Source organism: Vibrio sp. 10N.261.52.C2 (genome assembly GCF_041471425.1).
Taxonomy (GTDB): Bacteria; Pseudomonadota; Gammaproteobacteria; order Enterobacterales; family Vibrionaceae; genus Vibrio; species Vibrio crassostreae_C.
The window spans coordinates 1-25621 of sequence record NZ_JBFROH010000045.1; the positions used below are offsets into that span (position 1 = coordinate 1).

Below are 25621 nucleotides of genomic sequence, written 5' to 3' on the forward strand. Positions count from 1 at the left end.
TCTAAGCGGAGAAGAGCCCCCCTAGTAATCCGTTAAACGCTAATTTAGTAACCTATATAACCCAGTTTTGTCCAAAATCTTCATGATCTGAATTCTTACTCGCGGCGCTTTCTAGCGCGAAAATGTCCAACTATCAGTTAGCCTTTGTGGCTCATTCATCCAATATCAACCGTTTTACTCAGTACAGATGTGGTGTTGTAGGGTGGGAATGACAACGACCTAACCACGCTCTAAGCGTCGTTAAGTCGTTATTGGTTTGAGGTTAGGGATTAATTGAGCGCTTCAATCAGAGTGATTTCGCGTTTGATCTGCTTACTCTCTTGCTCAGTTGCCTGCGCCAGTTTCTTTTCGCGTGTGGTTATGGCTGTTTGTTTGGCTTCGTCAGATTTAAACATCAGCTCTTTCACGTTGATAGAAGCGATGTTTGTGTAGCGGCCATCGTCACTGGTCGGGATTGATATGGTTTCATCGTTAATCAATGACTTTACGATCTCACGCTGTTCATTATAACGGCTTTCTAAACCAGAAAGTGCCCATCGTTGTTGAGGTTTACCTTCATACTGACCGTTCTTTTCTTCTTTAAGATACTTGATGGTCATGTTACGGATTGTGCCTGCTTCTTCTCCATACTCGGCTTCAGTATCAAAGAGTACAGGGAACGATTCACCCTCTAGCACGCCGCCTTTCTTGGTTAGATGACCCATTCGATAGCTATTCATACCAATACGGATTTCGGTTTCATCTTTAACAGGTGTTCCATCAGCAAACGCGAGGTTGGTGATGCGTGTACCTGCAGGCTGAGTAAGGTCGATGGTATAAGCCACGCCCGCGAAGAAGTCATTGGTCGAGTATTTTGATGCTCTGCGTTCAGGGTTAAAGCTGTAGGTTACATCGCCAGGTTGTACTGAGTTGAAGTAGCCCGCAGACCATTCCATGTAGGTTCTCAGCTCTTTGCCTGTCATCTGGTAGACAGTGATTTCGCCACCTGCGTATTGGTAGTTGTACGCGATGTCTTTGGCTTTGATTGGGCCAACATCGAGCTTGGCATTGTCGTTGTCTATTTGAAGCGCGATGACATTGGCTTTAGGTGCATAGAAGAAGCTCGCTTCTTGGAATAGCGCACTGATGCCTGTGTCTTGAACATGGACTTGAGGGATACCGCGGATTTCGTTTTCTGGGACTAAATCAACGCCGGTAAGTTGAGCGACAGGTCTGTTCGCCATTTCTCGGAGTTGTTTGTGGTAAGGCTGGTATAACTCGTCCATATTCTCATCAGAGTCGATACCTTTAATTTTATAGGTGAAGCTGTCTTTGTTGACGAGAGTGAATGTGCCATCGCGCTCTTCAAATTGAAGATCGATACGAGATAGGGCGCGGCCATATCTGTCGGGTTCAGTAATAATAACGCCATTTACAACGGCTTTCTCGATGCGAGTGTGCATGTGGCCAGCGACGATGGCATCAAGCTCTGGGTTTGCATTGGCAATGTCGGTGACACCGGTGTCGGCAATGTCATTCTCGTTCTCAATTCCCATATGGGCAACCAATATGATGGCATCCACTTTATCATCAATCTCTTTGACGATTTTCTTCACTTCCAAGGTTGGATTAGTGAAAGTGACGCCTTCTAAACGGTTGGTACCTTGCGCAAAGACCTCCGTCATTGGGGTATCCATTCCGATCACGCCGATCTTAATGCTACCGCGTTCTAGGATGGTGTAACCAGGCAGGAATGGGTTTCCGTTTTTGTTCTTGATGTTGCCACCGAGAGACTGCCCTTTAAATTGGGTTACGGCCCTGTTGAGGGTTTTGAGGCCAAAGTCGAATTCGTGGTTACCTAAAACCCACACATCGTATTTCATGTGATTAAAGCCAAGCATCATTGGATCAACGGGCTCGTCTTTGAAGGTTTCTACGAAGTTGCCTTGGATGGTATCGCCAGCGTCGACAAGGATAATGTTAGATTGCTCTTTGCGGATCTCACCAACTTTGGTCGCGATTTGGCTCAAGCTACCACGAGTGTTGAGTTTATCTGCCGCGTAATCCCACGCCATAAAATGACCGTGGATATCTGAAGTACCCAGTATCGTGACATCGTGTATATCGCCATCAGCTGCAAAGGTGGGAAAGGCTAGAGAGAGTAGGATGGCGCTTGATAGTATGTGTCTTTTCATAAGTATGTTCACATCGTGGTTTTAAGTATGACGCTACCATATAGAATCGAGGTTATCTTATGGGTGATCAGTATCATATTTCTACTGATATAACTAATTGATGTTTCAAATAAATGTGATTCATGACCATCTCGTAACCACTTAAGTTATGGAGAAATGCACCACAACTCTTCGCTATCTTTTCAATCTTCGATTTCTTTAATCAAACTTCCTAAGCGATGGTGTATTAACAAGCACGCTTGTAAGCTGTTGAACGTCTTGCCTGTTGAAATAAACAAGGTATATATCGTCCAACTCTCACTTACTGTGGCAGTAAGATGATCTTGCCCTCTAGGCGTGTGGTTTTCGATTCAATGAGATCAATCGCGGTTTGCACTTCATCGAATGGTAGATAGCGGTCAACGTCGAGCTGAATGTCGTTTGTGATGAAGTGATCTAGCATGGTCGTGAACTTATCACGGCGAACATCTTTACCTTCTGCTTCCTCCCAATAACGCAAGAAGAAGGTGCTGAAATCGATGTGTTGGTTTTTCGCGTACTCAAAGAAGCGTGGCTCGTAAAAATCCAACGACAGCGTCCCATAGTTGATAAAGCGCCCGTTGTTGCCAAGGGTGTGAACAAGATCGGTTCCGGGTGAGCCGCCAATCGCATCAAAGGCAACGGTTGGCATAGGCAAGCCTAATGCCTTAATTTGAGAAACTAGATCAGCGTTCGCATCTATCACCCAACAGGAAGTGGCAGGGTATTGTGTCTGCTGTGATGTAACGACAATGATGTTGAAGCCGAGTGATGCTGATAACTGGGAGAAGACCTTACCGATGGCTGAACTGCCCGCGTTGATGATCAACACATCCTCTTGGGTCAGCTTGGCTATTTCTGTCGTTAGCACCCATGCGGTTAGCGCATTAATGTACAACTGACAGGCGTAGCCATTGTCTAAATGTTGAGGAATTTGGAACAGATCATCTGGTGATACATCGACATAGTTCTGCCATGTTCCACTGGTTGCCACAAGCACTCGTTGATTCACTATAAACTCAGCACTGCTGGATTCTACAATCCTTCCTACCGCTTCAAATCCCGGTACTCTCGGCGGCTGATGGCTATGTTTGTATTGGCCCACACCATAAATCGACAACAGATCACTAGGGTTGATGTTAGTCGCTTCAATTTGTACGCGAACTTTATCTTTGTCTAGTACCCCTAAAGCGACATGTTCTAACTTGAGAGATTCTTTTGGCTGACCGAAACGGAACTGGCTAATTCGGGTGTTTTGTTTAGTGTCAGTCATAGTTAGGGCACCTTTATGGATTATGAGTACTGTATTGATTTTAAGTGTAGCGTGTTCATAAACAATCTTGGGTCGGTAATATTGCTCAACATGGCTGGTGTTGGTAAACAGTCATCATCAACGTAGTCGACATAGTCTGCCGCCGAATCAAAGATCAAAATATCCAAAGCCAAACGATCCAAGCCATATCGGCCTCGGTGGATCATATCCGCTGAAAACACCAATAAGTCACCGGCGGCTAATGGTATCTGCTTACCACCAGAGATGTCATCGCTGCTCACTTTGCCGTTTTCTTCTTGGCGAACATTGTACTCTTCTTCGTTATCCCAACGTTTGTGCGTGCCGGGGATAAGTTCCATGCCGGGCTCATCAAAAAGGGGCACTCGCAGATGCAATACTTGGGTTTCCATGATGACTTTCATCTGGTCATCAATGTCGTAGTCGTATTGACAGTCACGATGCCAGAAGTCTTTTTGCTGCGGGTTTACTGGGTTGAAAAACAGCTGTGTATTCATGAATGCCGGCTTGTTCGGAATCACCGCATCAACCACATCCATCACTTGTTTCGAGCTGATGAAGTCGAAAAGCACGCTTCTATCGTCGGCAGGCAAATACTCGCTTCCCGTAATTAAAGACGAGTTAAATGCTTCTTCTTTATAGAATTCTTCGTTGTCTGCTTTCCATGATTCATGAAATTTCAGCACGACTTTTCTAAGCGATGCAATTTGAGCTTCATTGAAATAATTTCTGATAACAAAGTAACCATGTTCGTCGTAACGGTCACTTAATTGTTGGCTGTTTTCTACCACTGACTACCTTCGTTCATTCTTTGCTGTATAATAACTAAGGTCAACAGCCCTAGAGATTTCCTGGGCGCATAATGCCAGACAGTCGTCGTTCAACCAAGTAACGAGTGCAGAAGCCTGTAGATTCAGTGATGCGATAAAACTCTATGGGGGCGAGTGTTACATGCCTATCCATATCATGGACTCATGCGATAAAAATCTCCGCATATGTGATCTACCCCCTTTTTTTATAAAATAAAAAGATTCACATGGTGAATGTTTTTGTGGTTTGCATGATTATTGACCATGTTGAAATTTGGTTGCGTATGGAAGATAGAAAATCATGGATGGTTTTTCGCTGGATATGAGAACACTTAATTTTATTATTATTTTGTTCTCTTTCATTTACTGTATTGGCTTGTTGTTATTTCAATTCACTCAACAGTCCATTAAAGGGCTTTCAATCTTTTCCATTTCAATATTTGTTATCGGAACTGGGCCGTTGATGTTGAGCCTAAGAGGAGAGTTCCCTGATTGGGTCACCGTTATTGGTGCCAATATGGTCATTGCGCTTGGTTTTCATCTCGCCTTGTATAGCTTATGTCTGTTTCGAGAATACTCTCTCAAATGCACCTACCTCAGTAGTCTAATGATGTTGGCTCTTTTGCCATGTTTTATTTACTTCACGTTCTATGAGCCTTCCATAAAGGCTCGAATTATCCTCATTAGTTTATATCTGGCTTTTGTGACTCTTTGCACTGCCTTTGCGGTATTAAAGGGCCGGCGTGATGACTTGACTCTAGGTATTCGGATGATGGCCTTGTCATTTACGATATATGGCGGGTTTATGGTTTTTCGAGTTGTGGTGACACTATTTTCCGCTGAGCTCCAGGATTTCATGGCGGCCACTCTCATTCATCAACTTGCCTTTTTAGTGAGCATCGTTCTTATTGTGTCGATGAGCTTTACAATGCTTTGGCTGATTAACGCAAGGTTGCTTAGTTCTATTCACGAGCTGTCCTACAGCGATCCTCTAACGGTACTGGGAAACCGCAGAGCATTAGATGAGATGGTTCCAGTTATCATGAAGCAGGCGGAAACTGCACCTGTTAGTGCCATTATGATGGATATTGATAATTTTAAGTCGATCAATGACCAACACGGACACATTGTAGGTGACCTCGTGATCAAGTCTTTTGCTGAAATGGTTCAAAGTGCAATCAAAACATCGCCAACAGCCAGTGCGTTTCGTTTTGGCGGAGACGAGATAATGATTTTATTGCCCAATGTTAATTTCCTACAAGCACAGGCTATTGCTTGTAAGCTGCGATTATCTATTTCAGAGATCTCAGCCGTGCAAGGGAATGAGATGTTTCTGACGTCGAGTTTCGGTGTCGCTCAGCTTCACCCACATGAGAATTGGGATGGGTTTATTAGTCGAGCCGACAAAGCGTTATATCAAGCGAAAACAAACGGTCGCAATATGACTTCAATTTGTCCTAGTCATATTAACGAGATCGTCACTGCCACATCACCAATACCGCTGCAATAGAGAGTAAGATGAGTGCAAGAATGTCTTTGCGTGCGATGCTTTGTCCTAACCAGAAGTAGGATATCAACACCATGAAGATCACTTCGACTTGCCCAAGCGTCTTTACGTACGGAACGGCTTGAAGTGACATTGCGCTAAACCAACCCAGAGAACCGATAACACTCGCTAGGCTTGTCATTACGACCAGTTTCGACTTCTTGAATATCAGGCGCAGCGTGTCGCGTTCTCTGAAAAAGAGATACGTACAGATAATCACTGTCTGAAGGGAAATGACGAGGAACAGCACCCAAGCAGCGCTATGAGGGAACGGCAACCCTATGCTCAAACTTGCTTCCCGTACCCAAAGAGACGTTAAAGCAAAGGCGGTGCTACACGCCATACCTAATAAGAACACTTTTGGGGACAAGCTTCGCCAGCCAGAAGCGCTACTCATGATTAGCACGCCTAAAGTACCAATAAGTACGCCGACCCAACCTGTTAGTGTCAAAGCAGTACCAAAAAACAATACGGATAGCACAGCAGATACGGGGGCTTCACACTTGGCTAAGCCTGCGCCTATCGCATAGTTTTCGAGCTTGAACAGCATCACCATTAAGCCGGTCGCGAGGATCTGCATGATGGCGGCAGCAACAATATAGAAAACAAACTCACCCGAAAAATCCGGTGCGGATACGGGCTGCCATTGATAGAGGGCGCAGAGGTAAATAAGGGCGATAGGGCTAGCCCAAATAAATCGCGCTAACGTTACGCCAGCCACGCTCATGGTGCCACTTAATTTACTTTGAAAGGCATTGCGCCAAGATTGGCTAAAGGCGGCAAGGAGAGTAAAGGCTATCCAACTAAAAGACATGACGCGTCCATGTGTTATGTAATTTGGTGGTGATACTAACAAAAAATCACTTGATAAGAAGTGTCATTATCTGTTTATAGCCACAGGCTCACCTTTATTCTCTATTCGGCAGTAGAGATATCTTCAACAGTTCGATGCTTTCTTCAGAAGATCGGCTGTTTCTTGTTTTTGAAATAGAACAGCGCGCTGATCAAAACGAACAGTAAGGTGAAGTAATAGAAAAAAGAAGACAGTGAGGCCAAGAAGGCAAGGTTCTGTTCTATTTCTTGTTCGGTGTAGCCCTGAGACACCAACTTATAGTAGTAAGCGTACAAGATACCGATCAGACCGTATCCGAGGTTAAACATCAAACCTTTGAAACTAAGAACGGTGGCTCTGTTGTGTGATTCGGTTTTTTTATTCAGGTGGTAGCTGATGAAAATGTTCATCGTCATGATGATAAAGATTAATACTAGTGCCGGAATGACTCCGTAAATCGACCAACCTAAACTGATCCAGTAATAAGTCGCCATGCTTGCCAATCCCATAACCACAATGAAGGTTTTAGCCTCCATACTCTCTGCTAATCTTCGGCTTTGTCCTGCCAATATAATCTTAAGCAAGCTGATACCCGCACCAATAAAACCAAAGTAGATAATTGGAATATCAATGGCCAGATAGTATTGGCTGTTCATGGTTAGGAACATGCGTGAGGTGTGTTCGAATAGGCTGTAGTAGAGCAAGATGAACAGCACGTAAGGCGTAGCGAATACCCATTTACCCGCATCGATCGTCAATTTAAGACTTGAGATGGTGGTTGCCAATTTGGTTTGGTCGCTTGGCATCACCTTTTTCTCTTCGCGCATATTAATCGCGGCATAGATGGCGATCATCGCTACAAATAGGGTGGCGAACACAGGAATACGCATCAGGTCTTTAGTGCTTTCTGGTTCGGCTAGTCCAAGGAAATGAAAGATGTTCGTCATAAAGTTCACGTCGTACATCGCCGCACCAATCAGCGTGACAAAGATACCGACCGTTGAGGCGACACGAAGCTGGATTTGCAGCACTCGCGGCCACAACTCTTCATTACCTTGTTCTTTTAAGGTGTCGTAAGCCAATGCCTCGTCGGCGCCGCTGGCCAGTGCCATCGCTAAGCCACTGAGAATCCGGTTAATCAGAAAGACTATGAACACCAAGTCGGGGTTTCCGGTTGGCACTAAGGCGATCATTGCGATCTCAACAAACATCACAATCGAAGACAGCACCACCAGTTTCTTGCGGCCTAAGGTATCGGCGAATGCACCCGACGGTACTTCAGCAAGCACAATGGTGGCCGCCCAAACTACATTGAGCATCGCGAATTGAGACAGGGTTAACCCGTAATCTAAATAAAGTAGTGTGAATATAGGGTAGTAAAAACGCGCAAAGTAGCTGCTTCTAAACATCAATAAGTAGCGGACATTGGGAATTTTAAGGATCTCTTTGAGCGTCATGATAATTTCAGTAATTTAGATAACACATTATTATGTATAACCCTTTTACTCTTTTAAATCATGAATTGTTGTCAAATCCCTACAATATCTGGTTTGGGTGATCTTCGAGAGCATGGTTCATGGTGGGTTATAGGCTTCTGTTCTCCAAATCACTTCCCCCCATTCATTTAGTTTGTGGTGCTCGTTTCACTTGTTCGACTGATTTTGGTGCAAGATCGAAATTCTACAACGTCGCTCTCGCATTTACATCTTATTGTATGATTTAATTGTTGGTAGTAATGATACGCAATGAATCCAATGTAATTGAGGAAGCGAGCATGATCTTAGAGTCATTCAGTCTGGAAGGTAAAGTAGCGATAGTGACTGGCTGCAATACGGGTCTTGGGCAAGGCATAGCATTAGGCCTAGCGGAAGCTGGTTGTATGGTTGTCGGTGTTAACCGAACAGAACCTGAAGAGACTATTGAAAAAATGAGTGCAGCAGGCCATTCGTTCTTAAACGTGAGTGCTGATCTTCTCGATCAAGCGTGCATTCCAGGGGTTATAGAGCGCACTTTGGCTGAGTTTGGCCAAGTCGACATTCTCGTGAACAATGCAGGAATTATTCGCCGCCAAGATGCTATTGAGTTCTCAGAGCAAGATTGGGATGACGTAATGAACGTGAACACCAAGACAGTGTTCTTTATGTCTCAGGCTGTTGCAAAGCAGTTTAAGGCTCAAGGTACTGGCGGAAAGATCATTAACATTGCATCGATGCTCTCATTCCAAGGTGGCATTCGAGTTCCTTCCTATACGGCTTCAAAAAGCGCTGTGATGGGAGTGACACGTGCTATGGCGAACGAATGGGCGCGCGACAATATCAATGTGAATGCGATAGCACCCGGTTATATGGAAACGAACAATACTCAAGCTCTGCGTGAAGATGCTGAGCGCAATCAAGCGATTCTTGAGCGTATTCCGGCTGAGCGTTGGGGTAAACCGCAAGATATCGCAGGTCCTTGTGTGTTCTTAGCATCATCAGCATCGGATTACATTAATGGCTATACCATTGCTGTTGACGGTGGTTGGTTAGCACGCTAGTTGGTTTTTTATTCTAAATTTTGAGTTTGCAGCAATCTTGCAGGAGAAGATAAATGAAAATCGCTTTAATGATGGAAAACAGTCAGGCAGGTAAAAATGCCATGGTTGCAGCTGAGCTAGAGTCAGTGGCGGGTGGCATTGGTCACGATGTTTTCAACTTAGGTATGACCGACGAGAATGATCACCACTTAACGTATATCCACTTAGGTATCATGGCCAGTATTCTGATCAACTCAAAGGCTGTTGACTTTGTTGTGACAGGATGTGGCACTGGCCAAGGTGCTTTGATGTCACTGAACCTGCATCCGGGGGTGGTTTGTGGTTACTGCCTAGAGCCATCAGATGCTTTCTTGTTTAACCAAATTAACAACGGTAATGCTCTCGCTCTCGCTTTTGCTAAAGGCTTTGGCTGGGCAGGTGAACTCAACATTCGTTATATCTTTGAAAAAGCGTTCACAGGCGAGCGTGGTAATGGGTATCCACTAGAGCGTGCAGAACCACAGCAACGTAATGCAGCAATTTTGAATGAAGTGAAAGCGGCGGTGGTAAAAGATAACTTTATTGATTCTCTGAGAGCCATCGACCAAGATCTAGTGAAAACAGCGGTTGGCAGCGAGCGTTTCCAACAATGCTTCTTTGAGCATTGCCAAAACCAAGAAATCGCTGATTATGTTCGTTCACTTTTAGATTAATTAGAGCGTTTAGTTCTGATAGAGCCAGCCTTGTTCGGCTGGCTTTTTGATGAATAATTAAAGCAATGTAATGAGACAAACAGTAATCAACTGGCTAAATTGCGATTCGTGTTTTCCTGCATCTACTCTTCATCTTCGGTTTCTTTGGAAGCATTCGAGGCACAGCCTTTCTCTAGCCAGTTGTCCAGTACGTGTTGCAGTACCTTCAAAGAGGTTGGCTTCTCTAGGCGACCATCCATCAGTTTGCTGATCATATCTAACTCGTGTTGTCCTGATTCGCCAGACAAAGCAATGATTGGCGTTTGAGGAGAGCGTGCCTTGATAATTTGGCTTGCGTCAAAACCATTCATTATCGGCATTTGTACGTCCATTAAGATCAAATCGACCTTGTGTGTTTTGAACAGTTCGACGGCATTCTCACCGTTTTTGGCTTGTAAGCTATTGACGCCAAGTCGACTCAAGTACATTTGAACAAGCGTGCGTTGCACTTCTTTATCATCGACGATAAGCACGGTTGGAGCCAAATGGTTCTCTGGGGTTAGCGTACTTGTTGGCTCTGAACTTTGCGTTTCCGCTTGGTTATCTGGCTTAACTTCTGCGTTGGGTTTGTTTTCAGTTGTGGTTTGATTACTTTTCCAATCATTGAAGTAAGGCGTACGAAGTGCGTCTGCTTTGGGTGCATTGGGTACTACCGGGAAGTACAGGTGGAACTCAGTAAACTCCCCAAGTTTAGAGTGGCACTCAACTCGGCCGCCAAATGAACGCATCACACGTTGGCAATAGCCAAGCCCTAGGCCGCTACCACCGCTTTTTTGGTAAGAGAAGAAGTCATCAAAGATCTTATGTGCAATGGCTTCGTCAATGCCAGGGCCGGTATCTCGGAATATCAGAACGTTCTCGTAAGGCCCTGTGTTGGTGCTGATCTCAATTTGGCTTTCTGGATAAGAATCAAAGTAATAGATTGCATTACGTATCAGGTTGAAAATAACGAAATTGAATAAGGTTTCATTGAGCTTTGCCACAAAATCAGCATGTTGTGGTAAACGAATTCGCTCAATGATCTTCTCGTTCTCAAAGCCATAATGGCTGACGGCTTGATCCACGGCCTTGTGGATAGAGGTCATGGTGATTGGTCCATGCTCGGGTGAGCTGTCACTGACTTCTCGCAAGATGATATCAATCAGCTGTCGACCACGTTGAATCGCAGCTTGGCCGTTCTCAATATCAAGTAAGATCTGTTTCGCTGGTGCTTGATTATCAATGTGCTGTTTTAGTAGTTCAAATTGTAATTGCACTTGAGCCAGTGGATTACGCATTTCATGAGCGATTGAGTTAGCAAGGGCACGACTTTGGCGGATGCGTCTATCGGCTTCGATAGTGCTTTGTACTCGAGTTAACAAGGTTTGCAGGGCAGAGATCTCTTCGTTAGAGAACATCTGATCGTTGCTCTTGTGTGACGATACTAACAAGTGCGTGACCGATTTCCCCTGGCCGAATAGAGGCATCACCAAAGCGGTATCGTTGGAGCTCATTTTGTCATACAGGGCTTTGATTGAGCGCTTGGCTGGTGCGGTGTAATCAAGCTCCTGAGACAACTCATCGAACACTAAAACGGACTTGTTAGTAGACAGATAATCTTCGTAGAAGGTTTCGTTGTAGTTGCTGTTAACTAGACGTAGCTTATCTTCTGGAATTTGCAGTAGGCTACCCAAACGACGCATTGCATCATCAATTGAAAGCTTGAAATCCTCTTCTAGCGCGAGGATCTGTTGTACTGGCGTTTTCTTGTTTCCGTAGATAAAGAAGGAGGCGTAGTGGCTTACGCGTTTGTAGAGAACATGCCAAGTGATGCCGATAATCGCACAGATTGGGATAGCAACGAGCCATTGACTGTCATCTGTCAGCGGGATAAATATCGCGCCAAAAGGTATCACCAAAATTGCACACACCAACAACGTATTTAAGCTCATGTACGCAAGGTATTTCACGCTATAGAAGCGAGAGGTCAGTAGAGCATAGCCAACGAACAACATCTCACTGATCGATAAGGCTGGTGGCAGCCAAGTGAGTGAGAAGTCACGCAAGAAGTAGGTCATACCTAGATGGATTGTCGCAGTAGACAGCATGAAGACTAAAATGCCGGCGATCATATAGTTGGTTTTGGCTAAGGTAAGCTTGCTGCTGTTGGCGCGCATGGCCACCAGGTTGAGTAGTGTTAGCACTACAAAGCTAATCATCCCAATAAAGAAGTACGGCGTATGCGGGCCAAACTCAATCACGAACTGGCTTGGGCCTGCAATGGTGACGTGTTCAACGGTTAACCCCGGACTTAAATTGATAAAGAAGGAGTAGACGGTCAGGGTGACGAAAATGGCTTGCTGCCACACATGAACCTTACCATTACGTTGTTCAGCGGCGAGTTTGCACGAGAAGTAATAGGCAAAGGCAAACGCAAAGAACGAGGCGAGGTTGGCAAACTTTGCGGCGAACACGGCGGCCGAGGCCCCAAGTTCCGGTAATAAGTCGGTATGGAAATAAGCGTTACTGCTGATCCACGCAACAATGCAGATCGAATAGGCGATGTAAGGGGCATGGTGTGTCCCTGCGATCACTTCGTTCTTCTGTTTCAGGCGATAGCAGTAATAGAACAACCACATGACAACCACAGCCACGGTTGCAAGCAGTGTGATTGCTTTTGCATAGATGATCGCCTCTAGGCCGAAATCAAACATGTTCATCCTTTTTCACCGAGCTAGTTTTTCCTGCCGAGCGCGACTTTTCTAATGACTTTCTGCTTTCTCGCACTGCGCGTTTGTAGCTTCGAAAATCGACATTATTGAACGCTTTTACCATCATCTCAAAATTCCAGAATCCACGATAAATTGTCGTGCCATCGTCATTTAATTCGCAATATCCAGAATGGAAGTATGCATTGGAATCAATGGTTTGATAAAACTGAAGCATGAAAGGTTGCTCGATAATAGTGAAGCCAATCTTATAGCCTATTTGGTGTAACACACTCATCAGCTCTTTTTGAGAAAGGTAGAGGAAATAGAGCTTTTGTTGGGTATTGCCACTGACTGTCAGACGTAACACCTCACACAGGGCATCTTTGTCGGACAATTGTAACTGGAATTGTTGGTCAAATTCTGGGAGAGAGTAACATTTTGACAGTGTAGGCGGTGTGAAAAGTTGTAACCCTGCGAGTTCATCGTAGCCGTAATTGGGTAAACAGTATTGCCATTGCTCATTGCTGAACGGCGGTGCGTAACTTAGCCAAGTGTCATTCTTAGACCAGTCTTGAATCAGCGCAGAGGAAACCAGTGTTGGAAAGGCTTCATCGACTGGATGCTTGAGCAGAATAAAATGCTTACCTGCCTGAGAAAGGTGTAATAAAGGCAGCATCTCAAACCATTTCTCGCCCTTGATGAACACCTCGAGATTGCTTAAAGCAATGGCATCGCTGATTGGCATTCCTTGTGGGTGACTCGGTGTTTGTACCAAAAGTGGCTCATGTTCTATCTGTTCGATGATCGCACCGTAATAAGCACTGTCATTGATAGGGAGGTCGACATGAGAAATGGAGCTTGGATTTAATGGAGATTTTGCTTTGATCGCAGCAATTTCACACTCACACCAGAAATCTAGCCAATGCATATAGCACTGCCCTACAGCCTGTTCTAGAAGAGCAATTTCTGCAGATAGTGTATTTGGATAGCGCAGAATCAGATCGCGGTAGTCCATCACCTCAAACAATACAGAGTAGCTTTTGTTTTGATGCTCTGGGAAAAGCAATTCTAACTGGCTTCTACGATATTCAGTCACGCTTTGAAAAAGCTCAGTGCGCTCATGTGGCTGATAAGTGCTGATGACGAGCTCTATCAGCGCTCGCTGTTTTATTTCGATAGACAGACTGCTAGCCAACAGTGAGCCTAAAGACGACGTTAATTTCATGTTTAACCTAGCCTAGGTTTATATAATTATTTTTATTTGATCTGCACTATCTATAGGACACTGATTTTAGGTATGTGTTTGAAGTTACGTTACTTTGAGAGAGCTAATCGTAACTTTACTTGTGTCCATGTTGTGAGAAGTAAGTTGCATAATCGGGTGAGATTTTACTACTTGCACCCACCCTTAACAATAAAGATTTTCCATATTTGAATGAATTCACAGATGAACAAAGTACATTATTATCAACAACTTGTAGGGCTGGAACACAGTTTTAAAATCAGACATGATTAAGCCGAGCATAAACTTTTGAATTTATAAAATAATCTCAAATATCTATTTTTTGAACCAATATCATAATCCAAATCAACATGAGCTCATCTTATTAATTACAGCGTGAATGTATTTGGTGTGAGATATGTAATTAACTGATTAATTATGTCTGTATTATTACTCGCTTATTCTCTCGCTACTCATTTTAATGATTTAAATATCAGGTGGATAAAAGCAGAGCTCCAGTGCTCGGCTTGTTTTCCTGACAATCTCCTGTGTTTATAGAGTAGTTACACCATAATCTCTGATGAAGTGATGACATTCGAGGTTTAAGCTTGCCTGCATATGAAACATTATTGCGAGTAATCCCTCGTAAATGATTGAGGTAGAGAGAATTTATGAAGAACGTACGATTAACATCATTACTTGGAACAGCAACCTTGTTTAGTGTCGTGGCGTTAGCTGGGTGTAGTCAGAAATCAGAGGTACCAACTCAACCGCAAGAGAATGCGAACCCCATCTGCAGCACTAAAAACCTGACGGGTGGTTGGTCGAAAAGTGAGATAACACCAGAAGCCAAGCAAGCTTTAAACGCAGTTCTTAGCCAAATGAACACTTCAGCTGATCTCAAGCAGATCTTGAGTGTTCGAACTCAGGTTGTCGCGGGTTTGAATTACGCTATTGAGTTTGAAATGGATAATGGTGAAGTGTGGAACACCATCGTTTACCGTTCTCTACAAGGTGACATCGAAATGACGCAACCTGCACAGAAAGGTCTTCTGTGCTCATAATCTAGATGCGTCTGTATCTTGTTAGATAGGCTTATAGCAAATAAAAATGGCTCCGTATTGGGAGCCATTTTTGTTTTTAAGAAGACTGATTTGTTGAACGTTTTCAGTCGGCCAACTCGGGCTCGGCTAACTCCTGAACACAAGCTCGGCTGATGTCTTCATCAATGTAGGCCATACCGAGTTTATTGAGGTAGTCCATGCGATCGGCAGTGCGAAGCTCGATGTCGGGGCCTGCAATATTGTTGGCTTGATAAATTTCAGTGAGGTGAGACATGAATTGCTCGCCCACACTCATCATCAATAGACTCATTGCGCCTACGTCCGGTCTTACTTTAGCGCGTTGCTTTTCCGATAGGTTTACCGCTAATACGATAGGCTGCTCTTCACCTTCGAAGCGAACGCCTCGCTCACGAACGGTTTGTTGAGCCCAGTAGTACGCCAGTTCTTTGCTCTGGGTAAGAAACACTGGCTCAACCGATTCGGTATAGTTGTTGCCGATGGTCGCCATGGTTTTTGAAGCTGCTTCGTTGAGCGCTTTGTCACCAGAGCGTTTTAGACCTTGGCCTTGAATAGAAGCCAATAAAGCTGAAGATGTGCCGTGATACCAAGTATCACCCGTCGCGAAACCATTCTCTGATAACAGTGTTTTTGCATCTTGTAGGTGTGTAGGTATTGAAGTCATAGGCACTCTCAAAAAATAAGAATCTCAACAAATAGGAATCTGAACAAATATGTATACAGTTAGCTTAAACAGAAGTTGTTCGGTTAACCGTGGTGTGGAACACAAATCTGAGGCTTTGAGATAAAGCTGGCAGTACAAGCTTTATCTCAAAGCCTTCCCCCGGCTCTTACCTAAGTAAGAGAGAAGGACGGGGGAGGCTTTCGTGTTAGCGACTAATCAAAGTGTTAGCGATTAATCAAATTGGTTCGATGTATTCGCTTCGCCCGCTGCTTTTAGTGCGTTCTCACCAGCAAAGTACTCTTTGTGGTCATCACCCATGTCTGAACCAGACATGTTTTGGTGTTTAACACATGCGATGCCTTGGCGGATTTCTTTACGCTGAACATTCGCAACATAACCCAACATGCCTTGGTCGCCGAAGTACTCTTTCGCAAGGTTGTCAGTAGACAGCGCTGCAGTGTGGTAAGTCGGTAGCGTAATCAAGTGGTGGAAAATACCCGCTTCACGTGATGCGTCTGCTTGGAATGTACGGATCTTCTCGTCAGCGCTTGCAGACAGTTCAGTTTCATCGTATTCCGCGCTCATTAGGCTTGCACGGTCGTAAGCTGAAACATCTTTACCTTCTGCTACCATCGCATCGTAAGCTTGCTGACGGAAGTTTAGCGTCCAGTTGAATGATGGAGAGTTGTTGTAAACCAGTTTCGCATTAGGGTGTACTTCACGTACGCCGTCCATCATATCTTTGATTTGACCGATGTGTGGCTTCTCAGTCTCAATCCAAAGTAGGTCAGCACCCGCGTTGATTGCTTCGATACAGTCAAATACACAACGATCTTCACCAGTACCTTGGCGGAATTGGTATAGGCCTGAAGGTAGACGCTTAGGTCGAACTAGCTTGCCGTCACGGTTGAAGCAAACATCGCCTTCAGCCATATCAGCAACATCAATCTCTTCCACATCTAGGTAAGAGTTGTAGATGTCACCTTGGTCGCCCGGCTCTTTCACTACCGCGATTTCTTTTGTTAGGCCAGCACCTTGTGAATCGGTACGAGCAACGATGATGCCGTTGTCGATGCCTAGCTCAAGGAAAGCGTAACGAAGTGCGCGAAGTTTCGCGTGGAAGTCAGCGTGTGGAACCGTTACTTTGCCATCTTGATGACCACATTGTTTCTCATCGGCTACTTGGTTTTCGATTTGTAGACAACAAGCGCCTGCTTCAATCATCTGCTTAGCCATTAGGTAAGTCGCTTCTGCGTTACCGAAACCAGCATCGATATCGGCAATGATTGGCACTACATGTGTCACGTGGTTGTCGATTTTGTCTTGGATACGATCTTGTAGGTTCACATCGCCCGCTTCACGTGCAGCGTCTAGCTCACGGAATAAACCACCCAGTTCACGAGCATCGGCTTGGCGTAGGAAGGTGTATAGCTCTTCTACTAGACCAGCAACCGATGTTTTCTCATGCATAGATTGGTCTGGAAGTGGACCAAAATCAGAGCGAAGTGCAGCAACCATCCAACCAGAAAGGTATAGGTAACGACGGTCAGTCTTGCCATCAAAGTGCTTCTTAATAGAAATCAGCTTTTGTTGGCCGATGAAACCATGCCAGCAACCCAGAGACTGAGTGTATTGAGAGCTGTCTTCGTCGTAAGCCGCCATGTCTGCACGCATGATATCTGCCGTGTATTGCGCAATATCCAGACCTGTTTTGAATTTGTTTTGAGCTCGCATACGAGCAGCAGATTCAGGGTTAATTGCATCCCATGGAGCACCAGCAGCGCTTTTTGCAACTTCAATCATTTCGATATCTTGTGTAATTTGCGACATAACTATTCCTTAGTTTCACGTGGACATGTTGGCCAATTTGGCGAGGTCATTTGATTTGGATTAAATCTAACCATGGACAAATAATAATCATGTATGTGATAATTTTGTTAATTTATAGTTATTATATTCGGTATTTTTCTTATGAATATTGCTCGTATAGACCTTAATTTACTTGTGTATTTAGACATGTTGCTACGTGAAAGAAACGTTACACGAGCTGCAAATCAATTGGGTATTACTCAGCCAGCCATGAGTAATGGCCTTCGCCGATTGCGTGATCTGTTTGAAGATCCACTATTAGTGAGAACAAGTGAAGGTATGATACCGACCGAGCGCGCGCATAAGTTGCAGCCACTGATTCGAAACATCTTGGCGAATGTAGAGAAGACACTGCAGCCGACCACAGAGTTTAATGCAGAAGACAGCGAACGCGTGTTTCGTATCATGGCGAGTGACTATGCAGAGTCGACCATTATTCAACCTCTTCTTAAAAGGTTAAGTGAGATCGCACCGAAAATACGACTGGATATCATGACGCCAAGTGACGTGAGTTATCAGGATGTAGAGCAAGGTACCGTTGATATAATTATCAACCGATTTGACGATATTCCTCAGTCTTTTCACCAGATGAGCCTTTGGCACGACGGGTTTTCTTGTCTATTTAGTTGTGACAACCCGATAGCCGACAACTTCGATATTTTGTCTTATCTAAAGGCGCAACATATTTGGGTAAGTAAGACAGGTATGGGAACGGGAGTGGGGATCAACCCAAGCGAAGCACAAAAGCTTGGTTGGATAGATGAGGCATTAATGCGCATTGGTAAAACCCGTAACATCACGGTGTTTACGCGACACTATTTGTCGGCGATTCTCTTCGCTCAGCAGAAGAACCTTATCCTGACTATTCCTACCAAAGCAGCTCAACTGCAGCGCAATAACCCTAGATTGTTGATCAAGCCTGCGCCATTTGCGATTGAACCCTTTGAGGTGAAGATGGCGTGGAGTCCATTGTTACAAACCAATCCAGACCATCAGTGGATGCGTCGTTTGATTAAAAGTGTCGCTAACGAAATCGAGAGTGGAGTGACGGAATAACATAGTTTGTAGGGTATTTTTTATATGAATATCCAATATAACCGGCATAAATTAGCTAAATTCATGTCCGTTAAGTAAGTTTAAGTCAGTAAAGTAAATTTAAGCTAGTAACGTAAATTTGAGCTAGTCACGAAAATTTATTGAGTAGCCATCAATTAGTTTGAGAGAGATTTTATGAGCAGTCGTATTCAACAGGGAAGCTTGAACATTGATAGCACCCTCTACCAATTAATTAATGAGCAGGTGATTCCTGGAACAGGCATTGTCGCTGAAGACTTTTGGCAATCATTTGCAACCATTCTTGAAGATTTGGCGCCAAAAAATCGCGCATTGCTTATCAAGCGTGAAGATCTTCAACATCAAATTGACGTTTGGCACCAAGAGCGTGCCGGGCAAACGCTAGATCCTGTAGAGTACAAACAGTTCTTACAGCAGATCGGTTATTTGGTTCCTGAAGGCGATGACTTTCAAGTGACGACAGCCAGCGTAGAACCTGAGATCGCAACACAAGCAGGGCCGCAGCTTGTGGTGCCAATCATGAACGCACGCTTTGCACTTAACGCAGCCAATGCGCGTTGGGGCAGTCTATATGATGCGCTCTACGGAACGGACGTGATCAGTGAAAGTGATGGCGCGGAAAAGGGCGGAAGCTTTAACCCTGCTCGTGGCGCTAAAGTAGTGACTTATGCTCGTGAGTTCCTTGATGATGCAGCGCCATTAAACGGTGTCTCTCATAAAGACGTGACCAAATACAGCATCAGTAACGCTAGCATCGGCAATAAGCTCATAGCGACACTCGATAACGGCGAAGAAGTCACTCTCATTGATAGCGACCAGTTCATTGGCTATCAAGGTGACGCAAGTTCCCCTTCGTGCATTCTTCTTAAACACAATAATCTGCACATCGAAATTCAAATTGACCCAAGCGCACCGATTGGTAGCGTTGATGTGGCGGGTATTAAAGATGTGTTGGTCGAAGCTGCCCTAACAACCATTATGGATTGCGAAGACTCGGTTGCTGCAGTTGATGGTGAAGACAAAGCATTGGCTTACCGTAACTGGTTAGGCTTGATGAAAGGTGATCTGCAAGAATTACTAGAGAAAAACGGCAAAACTATTGTTCGTAACCTTAATCCCGATCGCCAATACACCAGCGTGACGGGTGGTGAGATTTCACTAAAAGGCCGCAGCATGTTGTTCATCCGTAATGTCGGCCACTTGATGACTAACCCTGCGATTATTGATGCCGAAGGTAATGAAGTGCCTGAAGGCATTATGGATGGCATGATCACTTCGTTAATTGCGATGCATGATTTAAAAGGCAACAGCGCGTACCAAAACTCGACTGCGAACAGTATCAACATCGTAAAACCTAAGATGCATGGCCCTGAAGAAGTCGCCTTTACTAATGAATTGTTTGGCCGTATTGAAGATGCATTAGGGCTAGATCGATTCACGATAAAAGTCGGCATCATGGACGAAGAGCGTCGTACTTCGGTTAACCTTAAAGAATGTATTCGTGCAGCTAAAGATCGTGTTGTGTTTATCAACACAGGTTTCTTAGACCGAACGGGTGATGAGATTCACACCAGTATGGAAGCGGGGCCTTTTGCTCCTAAAACACAGCTGAAAACCATGACTTGGATTGGCGCATACGAAGATCAAAACGTTGATCTTGGCTTAGCTTGTGGCCTGCAAGGTAAAGCCCAGATTGGTAAAGGTATGTGGCCAGAGCCGGATAATATGGCGAAGATGATGGACGCGAAAATCGGACATCCACAAGCGGGTGCCAATACCGCTTGGGTTCCTTCTCCAACCGCCGCGACTTTGCACGCGCTGCACTATCATAAGGTGAGTGTACCAAGCCGTCAGAAAGAGCTTCGTGAGCGAGTGAGAGCCAATGTCGATGATATTCTTACTATCCCGTTACTGGGCGATCAAAAGCTTACCGCGCAAGATATTCAAAGTGAACTGGATAACAACACCCAAGGTATTTTGGGTTATGTGGTTCGTTGGATTGACCAAGGCGTTGGTTGTTCGAAGGTACCTGATATTAACGATGTAGGGTTAATGGAAGACCGAGCGACGCTGCGTATTTCAAGCCAGCATATTGCGAACTGGTTACGTCACGGCATTTGCGAGGAAGCTCAGGTAATGAAAACCATGAAGCGTATGGCCGCAGTGGTGGATGAGCAAAACGCTGGCGACCCGAGTTACCGTAACATGGCGCCTGATTTTGAAAACAGCATTGCATTTTCAGCGGCGTGTCAGTTGGTATTCGAAGGCTGTGCTCAGCCGAGCGGTTACACCGAGCCAGTGCTGCACGCGATGCGTCTAAAACTGAAAGCGCAGGGATAGTGAAGCAACCGAATAACAAAAACAGAGAATGTAAAATACTAAAAAAAGAAACCCCCTTTAACCGAGCCCAAGGTGCCGCGCTTTTATAGCGCGGCTTTTTTTTGATTCATTTTTGTGGTGGGAAGGGGGGAGAATGGGGCAGGTTAGTGCTCACTAAGACTTAATTATTTCCGAGCCCTAATCACTGCCAGAACTTAGTTACTACCAACCTTATTTTCCGCCAAAGCAAAGATACTTAATGTCCATGTACTCATCGATGCCTTCTTTCGCACCTTCACGGCCAATACCTGATTGTTTCACACCACCGAAAGGCGCGACTTCGGTTGAGATTAGACCATCATTAATGCCGACCATACCGTACTCAAGCGCTTCTGCAATGTTCCACACTCGGTGGATGTTCTGACTGTAGAAGTAAGACGCCAAACCATAAATCGTATCGTTGGCCATCTCGATAAGCTCTTCGTCCGTGTCGAATTTCATCACGGGCGCGACTGGGCCAAAGATCTCTTGTTGAACGATGTCCATGCTGTGTTTTACATCTTTAAGAACAACAGGTTGAATGAAAAGCCCATTAAGTTCCTGAGTTGGCGTGACAGGCGTGGCACCTTGTTCAATCGCTCGGTTTACCAAAGCTTGGATGTTGTTCTTTGCGTTCAGGCTGACAACAGGGCCAATCGTGACACCTTCATCTAAGCCGTTACCAATCTTAAGCTGCTGAACCGCTTGATCGAATTTAGCCACAAACTCATCGTACACTTTACTGTGAACGTAGAATCGGTTTGCACAGACACATGTTTGACCTGCATTACGGAACTTCGACGCCATTGCCCCTTGAACGGCTGCATCGATGTCGGCATCGTCAAACACAATAAATGGTGCGTTACCGCCAAGTTCCATTGAGGTGCGTTTGATGCCTTTTGCTGCTTGAGCCATCAAAATACTGCCCACACGGGTCGACCCAGTGAAAGAGATTTTTTTGATAAGCGGATGCGAAGTGAATAGGTTGCCCACTTGTTCAGGGCTTTCACCAAGCACCACTTGAAGTAGATCTTTAGGGATACCCGCTTGATAAGCCAGTTCAACCACAGCAAACGCGGAAAGCGGTGTCTCATCCGAAGGTTTCACGACAAAGCTACAACCCGCAGCTAAGGCAGGAGCCGCTTTACGAGTGATCATTGCAATAGGGAAGTTCCATGGCGTAATCGCGCTCGCCACTCCGATCGGTTGCTTGATGGTCACCAAACGTTTGCCTGCGACTGTGCTAGGAATGGAATCACCATAAGTGCGCTTTGCTTCTTCTGCAAACCACTCAATGAAGCTCGCGCCATACACCACTTCGCCTGCCGCTTCGGCTAACGGTTTACCTTGTTCAATCGTCATGATTCGAGCAAGGTCATTCTTGTTTTCGAGGATCAACTGGTGCCAGCGATGAAGCAGTGCTGCACGAGATTTAGCAGGAATTTTTGCCCACTCTTTCTGCGCTACATGAGCTCGTTCAATCGCGCTCGCTAGCTCTGTTTCTGATGATATCGGTGCGTGCCCGATGAGTTCACCCGTTGCTGGGTTTGTGACTGCAACTGCGTTGTTCGCTTCTGTCACCATAAAAGAGAGTAAGTGCTGGTTATCAATGTTTAGCATCGTGATTCCTTTGTCGTGATTACTTTAGACGTGTTGCTGATGTGCGGGTTGGCGAGTGTTCAGATCACTTCGACCAAATGTTGATTAGTCGCAGATTGTGGTCGTTAATTCGATAGTTTTGAAGCCCTTGTTTGCGCAAGCATTGTTTACCAAATCATGTCTATCAAAGTAGGTTTTTCGAAATCCATGATCAGCTAAGTCATGGACTTCGAAATTCTCTAAGAAAGTGTTTACTGCTGACTCCAATTATCAGCTTCGATTTTCGCCAGCGCTTTTGCTGCTTTTTGAAGTGCGGGCAAGAATTTTATTGCTTCATCCGGTTTCACTCGAATCACAGGCGCTTGTATCGCTAGGCCTAGGTTTGATTGACCTGTTGGTGATGGGATCAGCACTGCGATACAGACTAAGCCTGGTAAAAACTCTTCGTCATCAATAGCAAAACCTTGGATTTTCGCTTCTTCAATGTCTTTCTCTAGAGTCGAATAGTCGGTAATCGTGTTTACTGTGTATTGAGTCAGCGGCACGTTTTCAATCAGTCTTCTGCGCTGCGACTTAGACATATGAGCTAAAAACAGTTTTCCAGTAGCCGAGCAGTGCACGGGAACGCGAGAGCCGGGGTGCAGGTGAAAGCGAAGGGGAGCTTCAGTTTCGGCACGATCGAGATAGATGATTTCACCACTTGAAAGAGCCGTCAGGTTACAACTCTCACCGACTTCTGCTCTTAGATTTTCAAGGATGGTGCGTCGCGCGCTGTGCATGGTGCTATTCAAAAGTAGGTTTTCGGCAAGTTTTCTTAGTCGAATGCCTGAGCTGTAGTGCTTTTCGTCGCCATCTCTTTGAATGATGCCCGCGGCTTCTAATTGCTGAAGCATTCGGTGCAGCGTGGGTTTTGGTAATCCGGTCTCTTCGACTAAACCTTGAAGAGAAATAAACTCGTCTTTTTGCGCTATCACCTCTAATAGTGCAAAAAGTCGGAGGGTCGGTGTATCCCCTTGAACTTGCGGTGTTTCTGTTTGCATACAGTGATTCATCCTTGCGATATGTCTATGCCTAAGAGTGTACATACCAAATCATTATTCTTCAATTATCTGAATAAAATTTGATCTTTTTTATTATTCCAATAATATAAATGTAAATTATGGAACAATTAATCTCAATAAATGGAATTTAAAGATGAAGGCGATTGAACGGATTATTGATAAAGCTCATTTAGATCGTAAGCGTGTTGTTTTGAGTGAAGCGGAGGACCCGCGAGTGCTAGCTGCTGCAAGAATGGCAATCGACAAACAGCTCGCTCACATCACACTCGTGGGCGATGAATCGGCGATCATCGCTGCTGCAGAACTGCATCACATTAACCTGGCTGGCATTCATATTGTTTCTCCTCAGGCGTCGTCACTCAAAGAGGTGCTCGCTGAGCGGCTGTATACATTAAGAAAAGCCAAAGGCATGACTTATGATGACGCTCTAGAGCTGGTTCAAGATCCACTTGTTTTTGCCAATTTGATGGTAAGGGAAGGGCTGGTCGACGGCACGGTTAATGGTGCGGTTTATACCACTTCTGATGTGGTGCGAGCCGCGCTGCAGATTATCGGCCCTGCACCGGACAGCGAATTGGTGTCCAGTTTCTTCTTGATGATGCTGTGTGAGCCTTTCCATAATCTTAAAGGCGGCATGATTTTCAGTGATTGTGGTTTGGTGATTAACCCCAATGAAACCGAGTTGGCATCGATTGCTGTGGCCGCATCAAACAGTGCTCAGACGCTACTGATGGAAGAGCCTAAAGTAGCGATGCTGTCGTTTTCTACCAACGGCAGTGCCAAGCACGAATCGGTCGATAAGGTTCGTAATGCGGCTCAACTCGTGAAACAACGTTGTCCCGGAATCGCCGTCGATCAGGATGTTCAACTCGATGCCGCGATTGTGACTGAGATTGCCGCAAAAAAGCTGCCAGATTCAGAGGTGAAAGGTCAATCGAACGTATTGATATTCCCCAATTTAGAAGCCGGTAATATTGGTTATAAGCTTGCGGAAAGATTAGGTGGGGCAGTTGCGATTGGCCCGTTGCTGCAAGGGCTGAATCAACCAGCGAATGACTTGTCCAGAGGCTGTAGTGCCGAAGATATCTTTAATGTCATTGCCGTTACCGCGGTACAAGCGCAGCAAGGGAAAGCATCTGACTCTAAGGCTGACTCTGAAGCTGATGTTGAAGAAAGAGAAGAGTCGGAGTTTGAATTCCGGTATTAACACTCGTTGCTTAAACTAATGCGGAATCTTGCACTCATATTTACCCCCAAATAACCTAATTAGGATAGCTAATGGAGTTACCTGTTTTACTCGCCATTCTTGCCACCATTGCGGTAGGTACTTATTTCCAAACTGTCACTGGATTTGGTCTCGGTATCATTGTGATTGGGCTAACGGTCAGCCTTAATCTTGTTTCCCTAAATGTTATTGCCGCGGTGGTGAGTATTGTGACCTTGTTCAATTGCTTGGTGGCGTTGATGGGTAAGCCACTGCTTGGGGAACTCAAGATTCTGGTGGTGTTAGTCATCGGTATTATTCCCGGCGTATCGATGGGCGTGTACTTGCTGGACGCGTTGAGCGAGTCGGCAACCCAAATCCTACGAGGGCTATTGGGTGCCATGGTGTTGTTCGCTGGTTTGAGCTTTATGTTTAAACCTAAAACTAGAACGGTCCGCTCGGCAACCGTATCTTTCCTTGTCTCAGGCTTTAGCTCTGGGTTAGCGGGTGGGTTGTTTGGGATGGCAGGTCCACCGATTGTTTATCATCTCTATCGGCAACCTTTTTCTCTCGATCTGGTGCGAAGCACACTGCTGATGGTTTTCGCTTGTACGTCGATGTCGCGTACTGTCAATGTCTACGCTGCAGGCGACATGGAACAGAGCATACTGTGGTTATCTGCTATTGCTGTTCCCTTGGTGGCGCTTGTCACGATGTTTGCTCGACGTTTCCCACCGCCGTTGTCTAATGATCAACTCAGAAAGTTAGTGTTTATTGTGTTGATGTTGATTGGTGGGTACTTGATGGCGGTCTCTGTATGGTCGTTGTTTTTGGCTTAGAACGTTTTCTTTATCAAAATTA

At 45.1% G+C, this 25621-nt stretch carries 19 protein-coding genes; 8 read left to right on the plus strand and 11 right to left on the minus strand.

Annotated elements, in window-relative coordinates; translation table 11 throughout:
* Positions 1-269: 269 nt before the first annotated feature.
* The 3 genes from AB4307_RS16925 to AB4307_RS16935 form a co-directional block, all read right to left on the minus strand.
* Complete coding sequence (locus AB4307_RS16925; RefSeq protein WP_372132676.1) at positions 270-2174, minus strand: bifunctional metallophosphatase/5'-nucleotidase; 1905 nt, start codon at positions 2172-2174, stop codon at positions 270-272.
* Between the two features lie 301 nt (positions 2175-2475).
* Positions 2476-3465, minus strand: coding sequence for a zinc-dependent alcohol dehydrogenase family protein (locus AB4307_RS16930; RefSeq protein WP_372132679.1), 990 nt, complete (start codon positions 3463-3465; stop codon positions 2476-2478).
* 20 nt (positions 3466-3485) lie between these two features.
* The gene (locus tag AB4307_RS16935) at positions 3486-4274 is read right to left on the minus strand and encodes a phytanoyl-CoA dioxygenase family protein (protein WP_372132682.1); all 789 of its coding nucleotides are present in this window, start codon (positions 4272-4274) and stop codon (positions 3486-3488) included.
* A gap of 319 nt (positions 4275-4593) precedes the next feature.
* Here AB4307_RS16935 and AB4307_RS16940 point away from each other — a divergent pair, with 319 nt between their 5' ends.
* Positions 4594-5802, plus strand: a complete 1209-nt coding sequence (locus tag AB4307_RS16940) for a GGDEF domain-containing protein (RefSeq protein WP_372102764.1) — start codon at positions 4594-4596, stop codon at positions 5800-5802.
* Here the strand turns inward: AB4307_RS16940 and AB4307_RS16945 are convergent.
* The gene (locus AB4307_RS16945; RefSeq protein WP_229647398.1) at positions 5771-6652 is read right to left on the minus strand and encodes a DMT family transporter; all 882 of its coding nucleotides are present in this window, start codon (positions 6650-6652) and stop codon (positions 5771-5773) included. The genes AB4307_RS16940 and AB4307_RS16945 overlap by 32 nt on opposite strands.
* A 143-nt stretch (positions 6653-6795) precedes the next feature.
* On the minus strand, positions 6796-8127 hold the full coding sequence (locus AB4307_RS16950; RefSeq protein ID WP_372132684.1) for an MFS transporter: 1332 nt from the start codon (positions 8125-8127) through the stop codon (positions 6796-6798).
* Positions 8128-8444: 317 nt separating this feature from the next.
* Between AB4307_RS16950 and kduD the strand changes: the two genes are divergently transcribed.
* Both kduD and AB4307_RS16960 read left to right on the plus strand, forming a co-directional pair.
* Positions 8445-9206 (plus strand): 2-dehydro-3-deoxy-D-gluconate 5-dehydrogenase KduD, encoded by a 762-nt coding sequence (kduD, locus tag AB4307_RS16955; RefSeq protein ID WP_017059987.1) that lies wholly within the window; start codon positions 8445-8447, stop codon positions 9204-9206.
* 53 nt (positions 9207-9259) lie between these two features.
* Positions 9260-9898, plus strand: a complete 639-nt coding sequence (locus AB4307_RS16960; RefSeq protein ID WP_017059986.1) for an RpiB/LacA/LacB family sugar-phosphate isomerase — start codon at positions 9260-9262, stop codon at positions 9896-9898.
* Positions 9899-10020: 122 nt separating this feature from the next.
* On the opposite strand, the gene luxN is transcribed toward AB4307_RS16960, so the two are convergent.
* Both luxN and AB4307_RS16970 read right to left on the minus strand, forming a co-directional pair.
* Positions 10021-12630, minus strand: a complete 2610-nt coding sequence (gene luxN, locus AB4307_RS16965; RefSeq protein ID WP_372132687.1) for a quorum-sensing autoinducer 1 sensor kinase/phosphatase LuxN — start codon at positions 12628-12630, stop codon at positions 10021-10023.
* Entirely contained in the window at positions 12623-13852 is a 1230-nt protein-coding gene (locus AB4307_RS16970) for an acyl-homoserine-lactone synthase (RefSeq protein WP_017064276.1), read from the minus strand. Before AB4307_RS16970 ends, luxN begins: the two co-directional genes overlap by 8 nt.
* Before the next feature lie 668 nt (positions 13853-14520).
* On the opposite strand from AB4307_RS16970, the gene AB4307_RS16975 reads away from it, so the two are divergent.
* Positions 14521-14913, plus strand: coding sequence for a cystatin domain-containing protein (locus tag AB4307_RS16975; RefSeq protein ID WP_017059983.1), 393 nt, complete (start codon positions 14521-14523; stop codon positions 14911-14913).
* A gap of 103 nt (positions 14914-15016) precedes the next feature.
* On the opposite strand, the gene AB4307_RS16980 is transcribed toward AB4307_RS16975, so the two are convergent.
* Together AB4307_RS16980 and AB4307_RS16985 are read right to left on the minus strand one after the other, a co-directional pair.
* On the minus strand, positions 15017-15595 hold the full coding sequence (locus tag AB4307_RS16980) for a hypothetical protein (protein WP_017067975.1): 579 nt from the start codon (positions 15593-15595) through the stop codon (positions 15017-15019).
* 231 nt (positions 15596-15826) lie between these two features.
* Positions 15827-17425, minus strand: a complete 1599-nt coding sequence (locus AB4307_RS16985) for an isocitrate lyase (protein ID WP_372132690.1) — start codon at positions 17423-17425, stop codon at positions 15827-15829.
* A 141-nt stretch (positions 17426-17566) separates the two neighbouring features.
* Here AB4307_RS16985 and AB4307_RS16990 point away from each other — a divergent pair, with 141 nt between their 5' ends.
* Positions 17567-18520 carry a LysR family transcriptional regulator gene (locus AB4307_RS16990; RefSeq protein ID WP_012600244.1) on the plus strand — a complete coding sequence of 318 codons (954 nt, stop codon included), beginning with the start codon at positions 17567-17569 and terminating at the stop codon, positions 18518-18520.
* A gap of 174 nt (positions 18521-18694) precedes the next feature.
* A complete protein-coding gene (locus tag AB4307_RS16995) occupies positions 18695-20878 on the plus strand; it encodes a malate synthase G (protein WP_372132692.1) in 2184 nt (727 codons plus the stop codon).
* Between the two features lie 210 nt (positions 20879-21088).
* Here the strand turns inward: AB4307_RS16995 and AB4307_RS17000 are convergent, their stop codons facing one another.
* Both AB4307_RS17000 and AB4307_RS17005 read right to left on the minus strand, forming a co-directional pair.
* Positions 21089-22516 (minus strand): NAD-dependent succinate-semialdehyde dehydrogenase, encoded by a 1428-nt coding sequence (locus tag AB4307_RS17000; RefSeq protein WP_372132695.1) that lies wholly within the window; start codon positions 22514-22516, stop codon positions 21089-21091.
* Positions 22517-22746: 230 nt separating this feature from the next.
* Complete coding sequence (locus tag AB4307_RS17005) at positions 22747-23535, minus strand: IclR family transcriptional regulator (RefSeq protein ID WP_017065657.1); 789 nt, start codon at positions 23533-23535, stop codon at positions 22747-22749.
* A gap of 154 nt (positions 23536-23689) precedes the next feature.
* Between AB4307_RS17005 and pta the strand changes: the two genes are divergently transcribed.
* Positions 23690-24763, plus strand: coding sequence for a phosphate acetyltransferase (gene pta, locus AB4307_RS17010; RefSeq protein WP_372132698.1), 1074 nt, complete (start codon positions 23690-23692; stop codon positions 24761-24763).
* 71 nt (positions 24764-24834) lie between these two features.
* A complete protein-coding gene (locus AB4307_RS17015) occupies positions 24835-25599 on the plus strand; it encodes a TSUP family transporter (RefSeq protein WP_372132701.1) in 765 nt (254 codons plus the stop codon).
* Positions 25600-25621 lie beyond the last annotated feature (22 nt).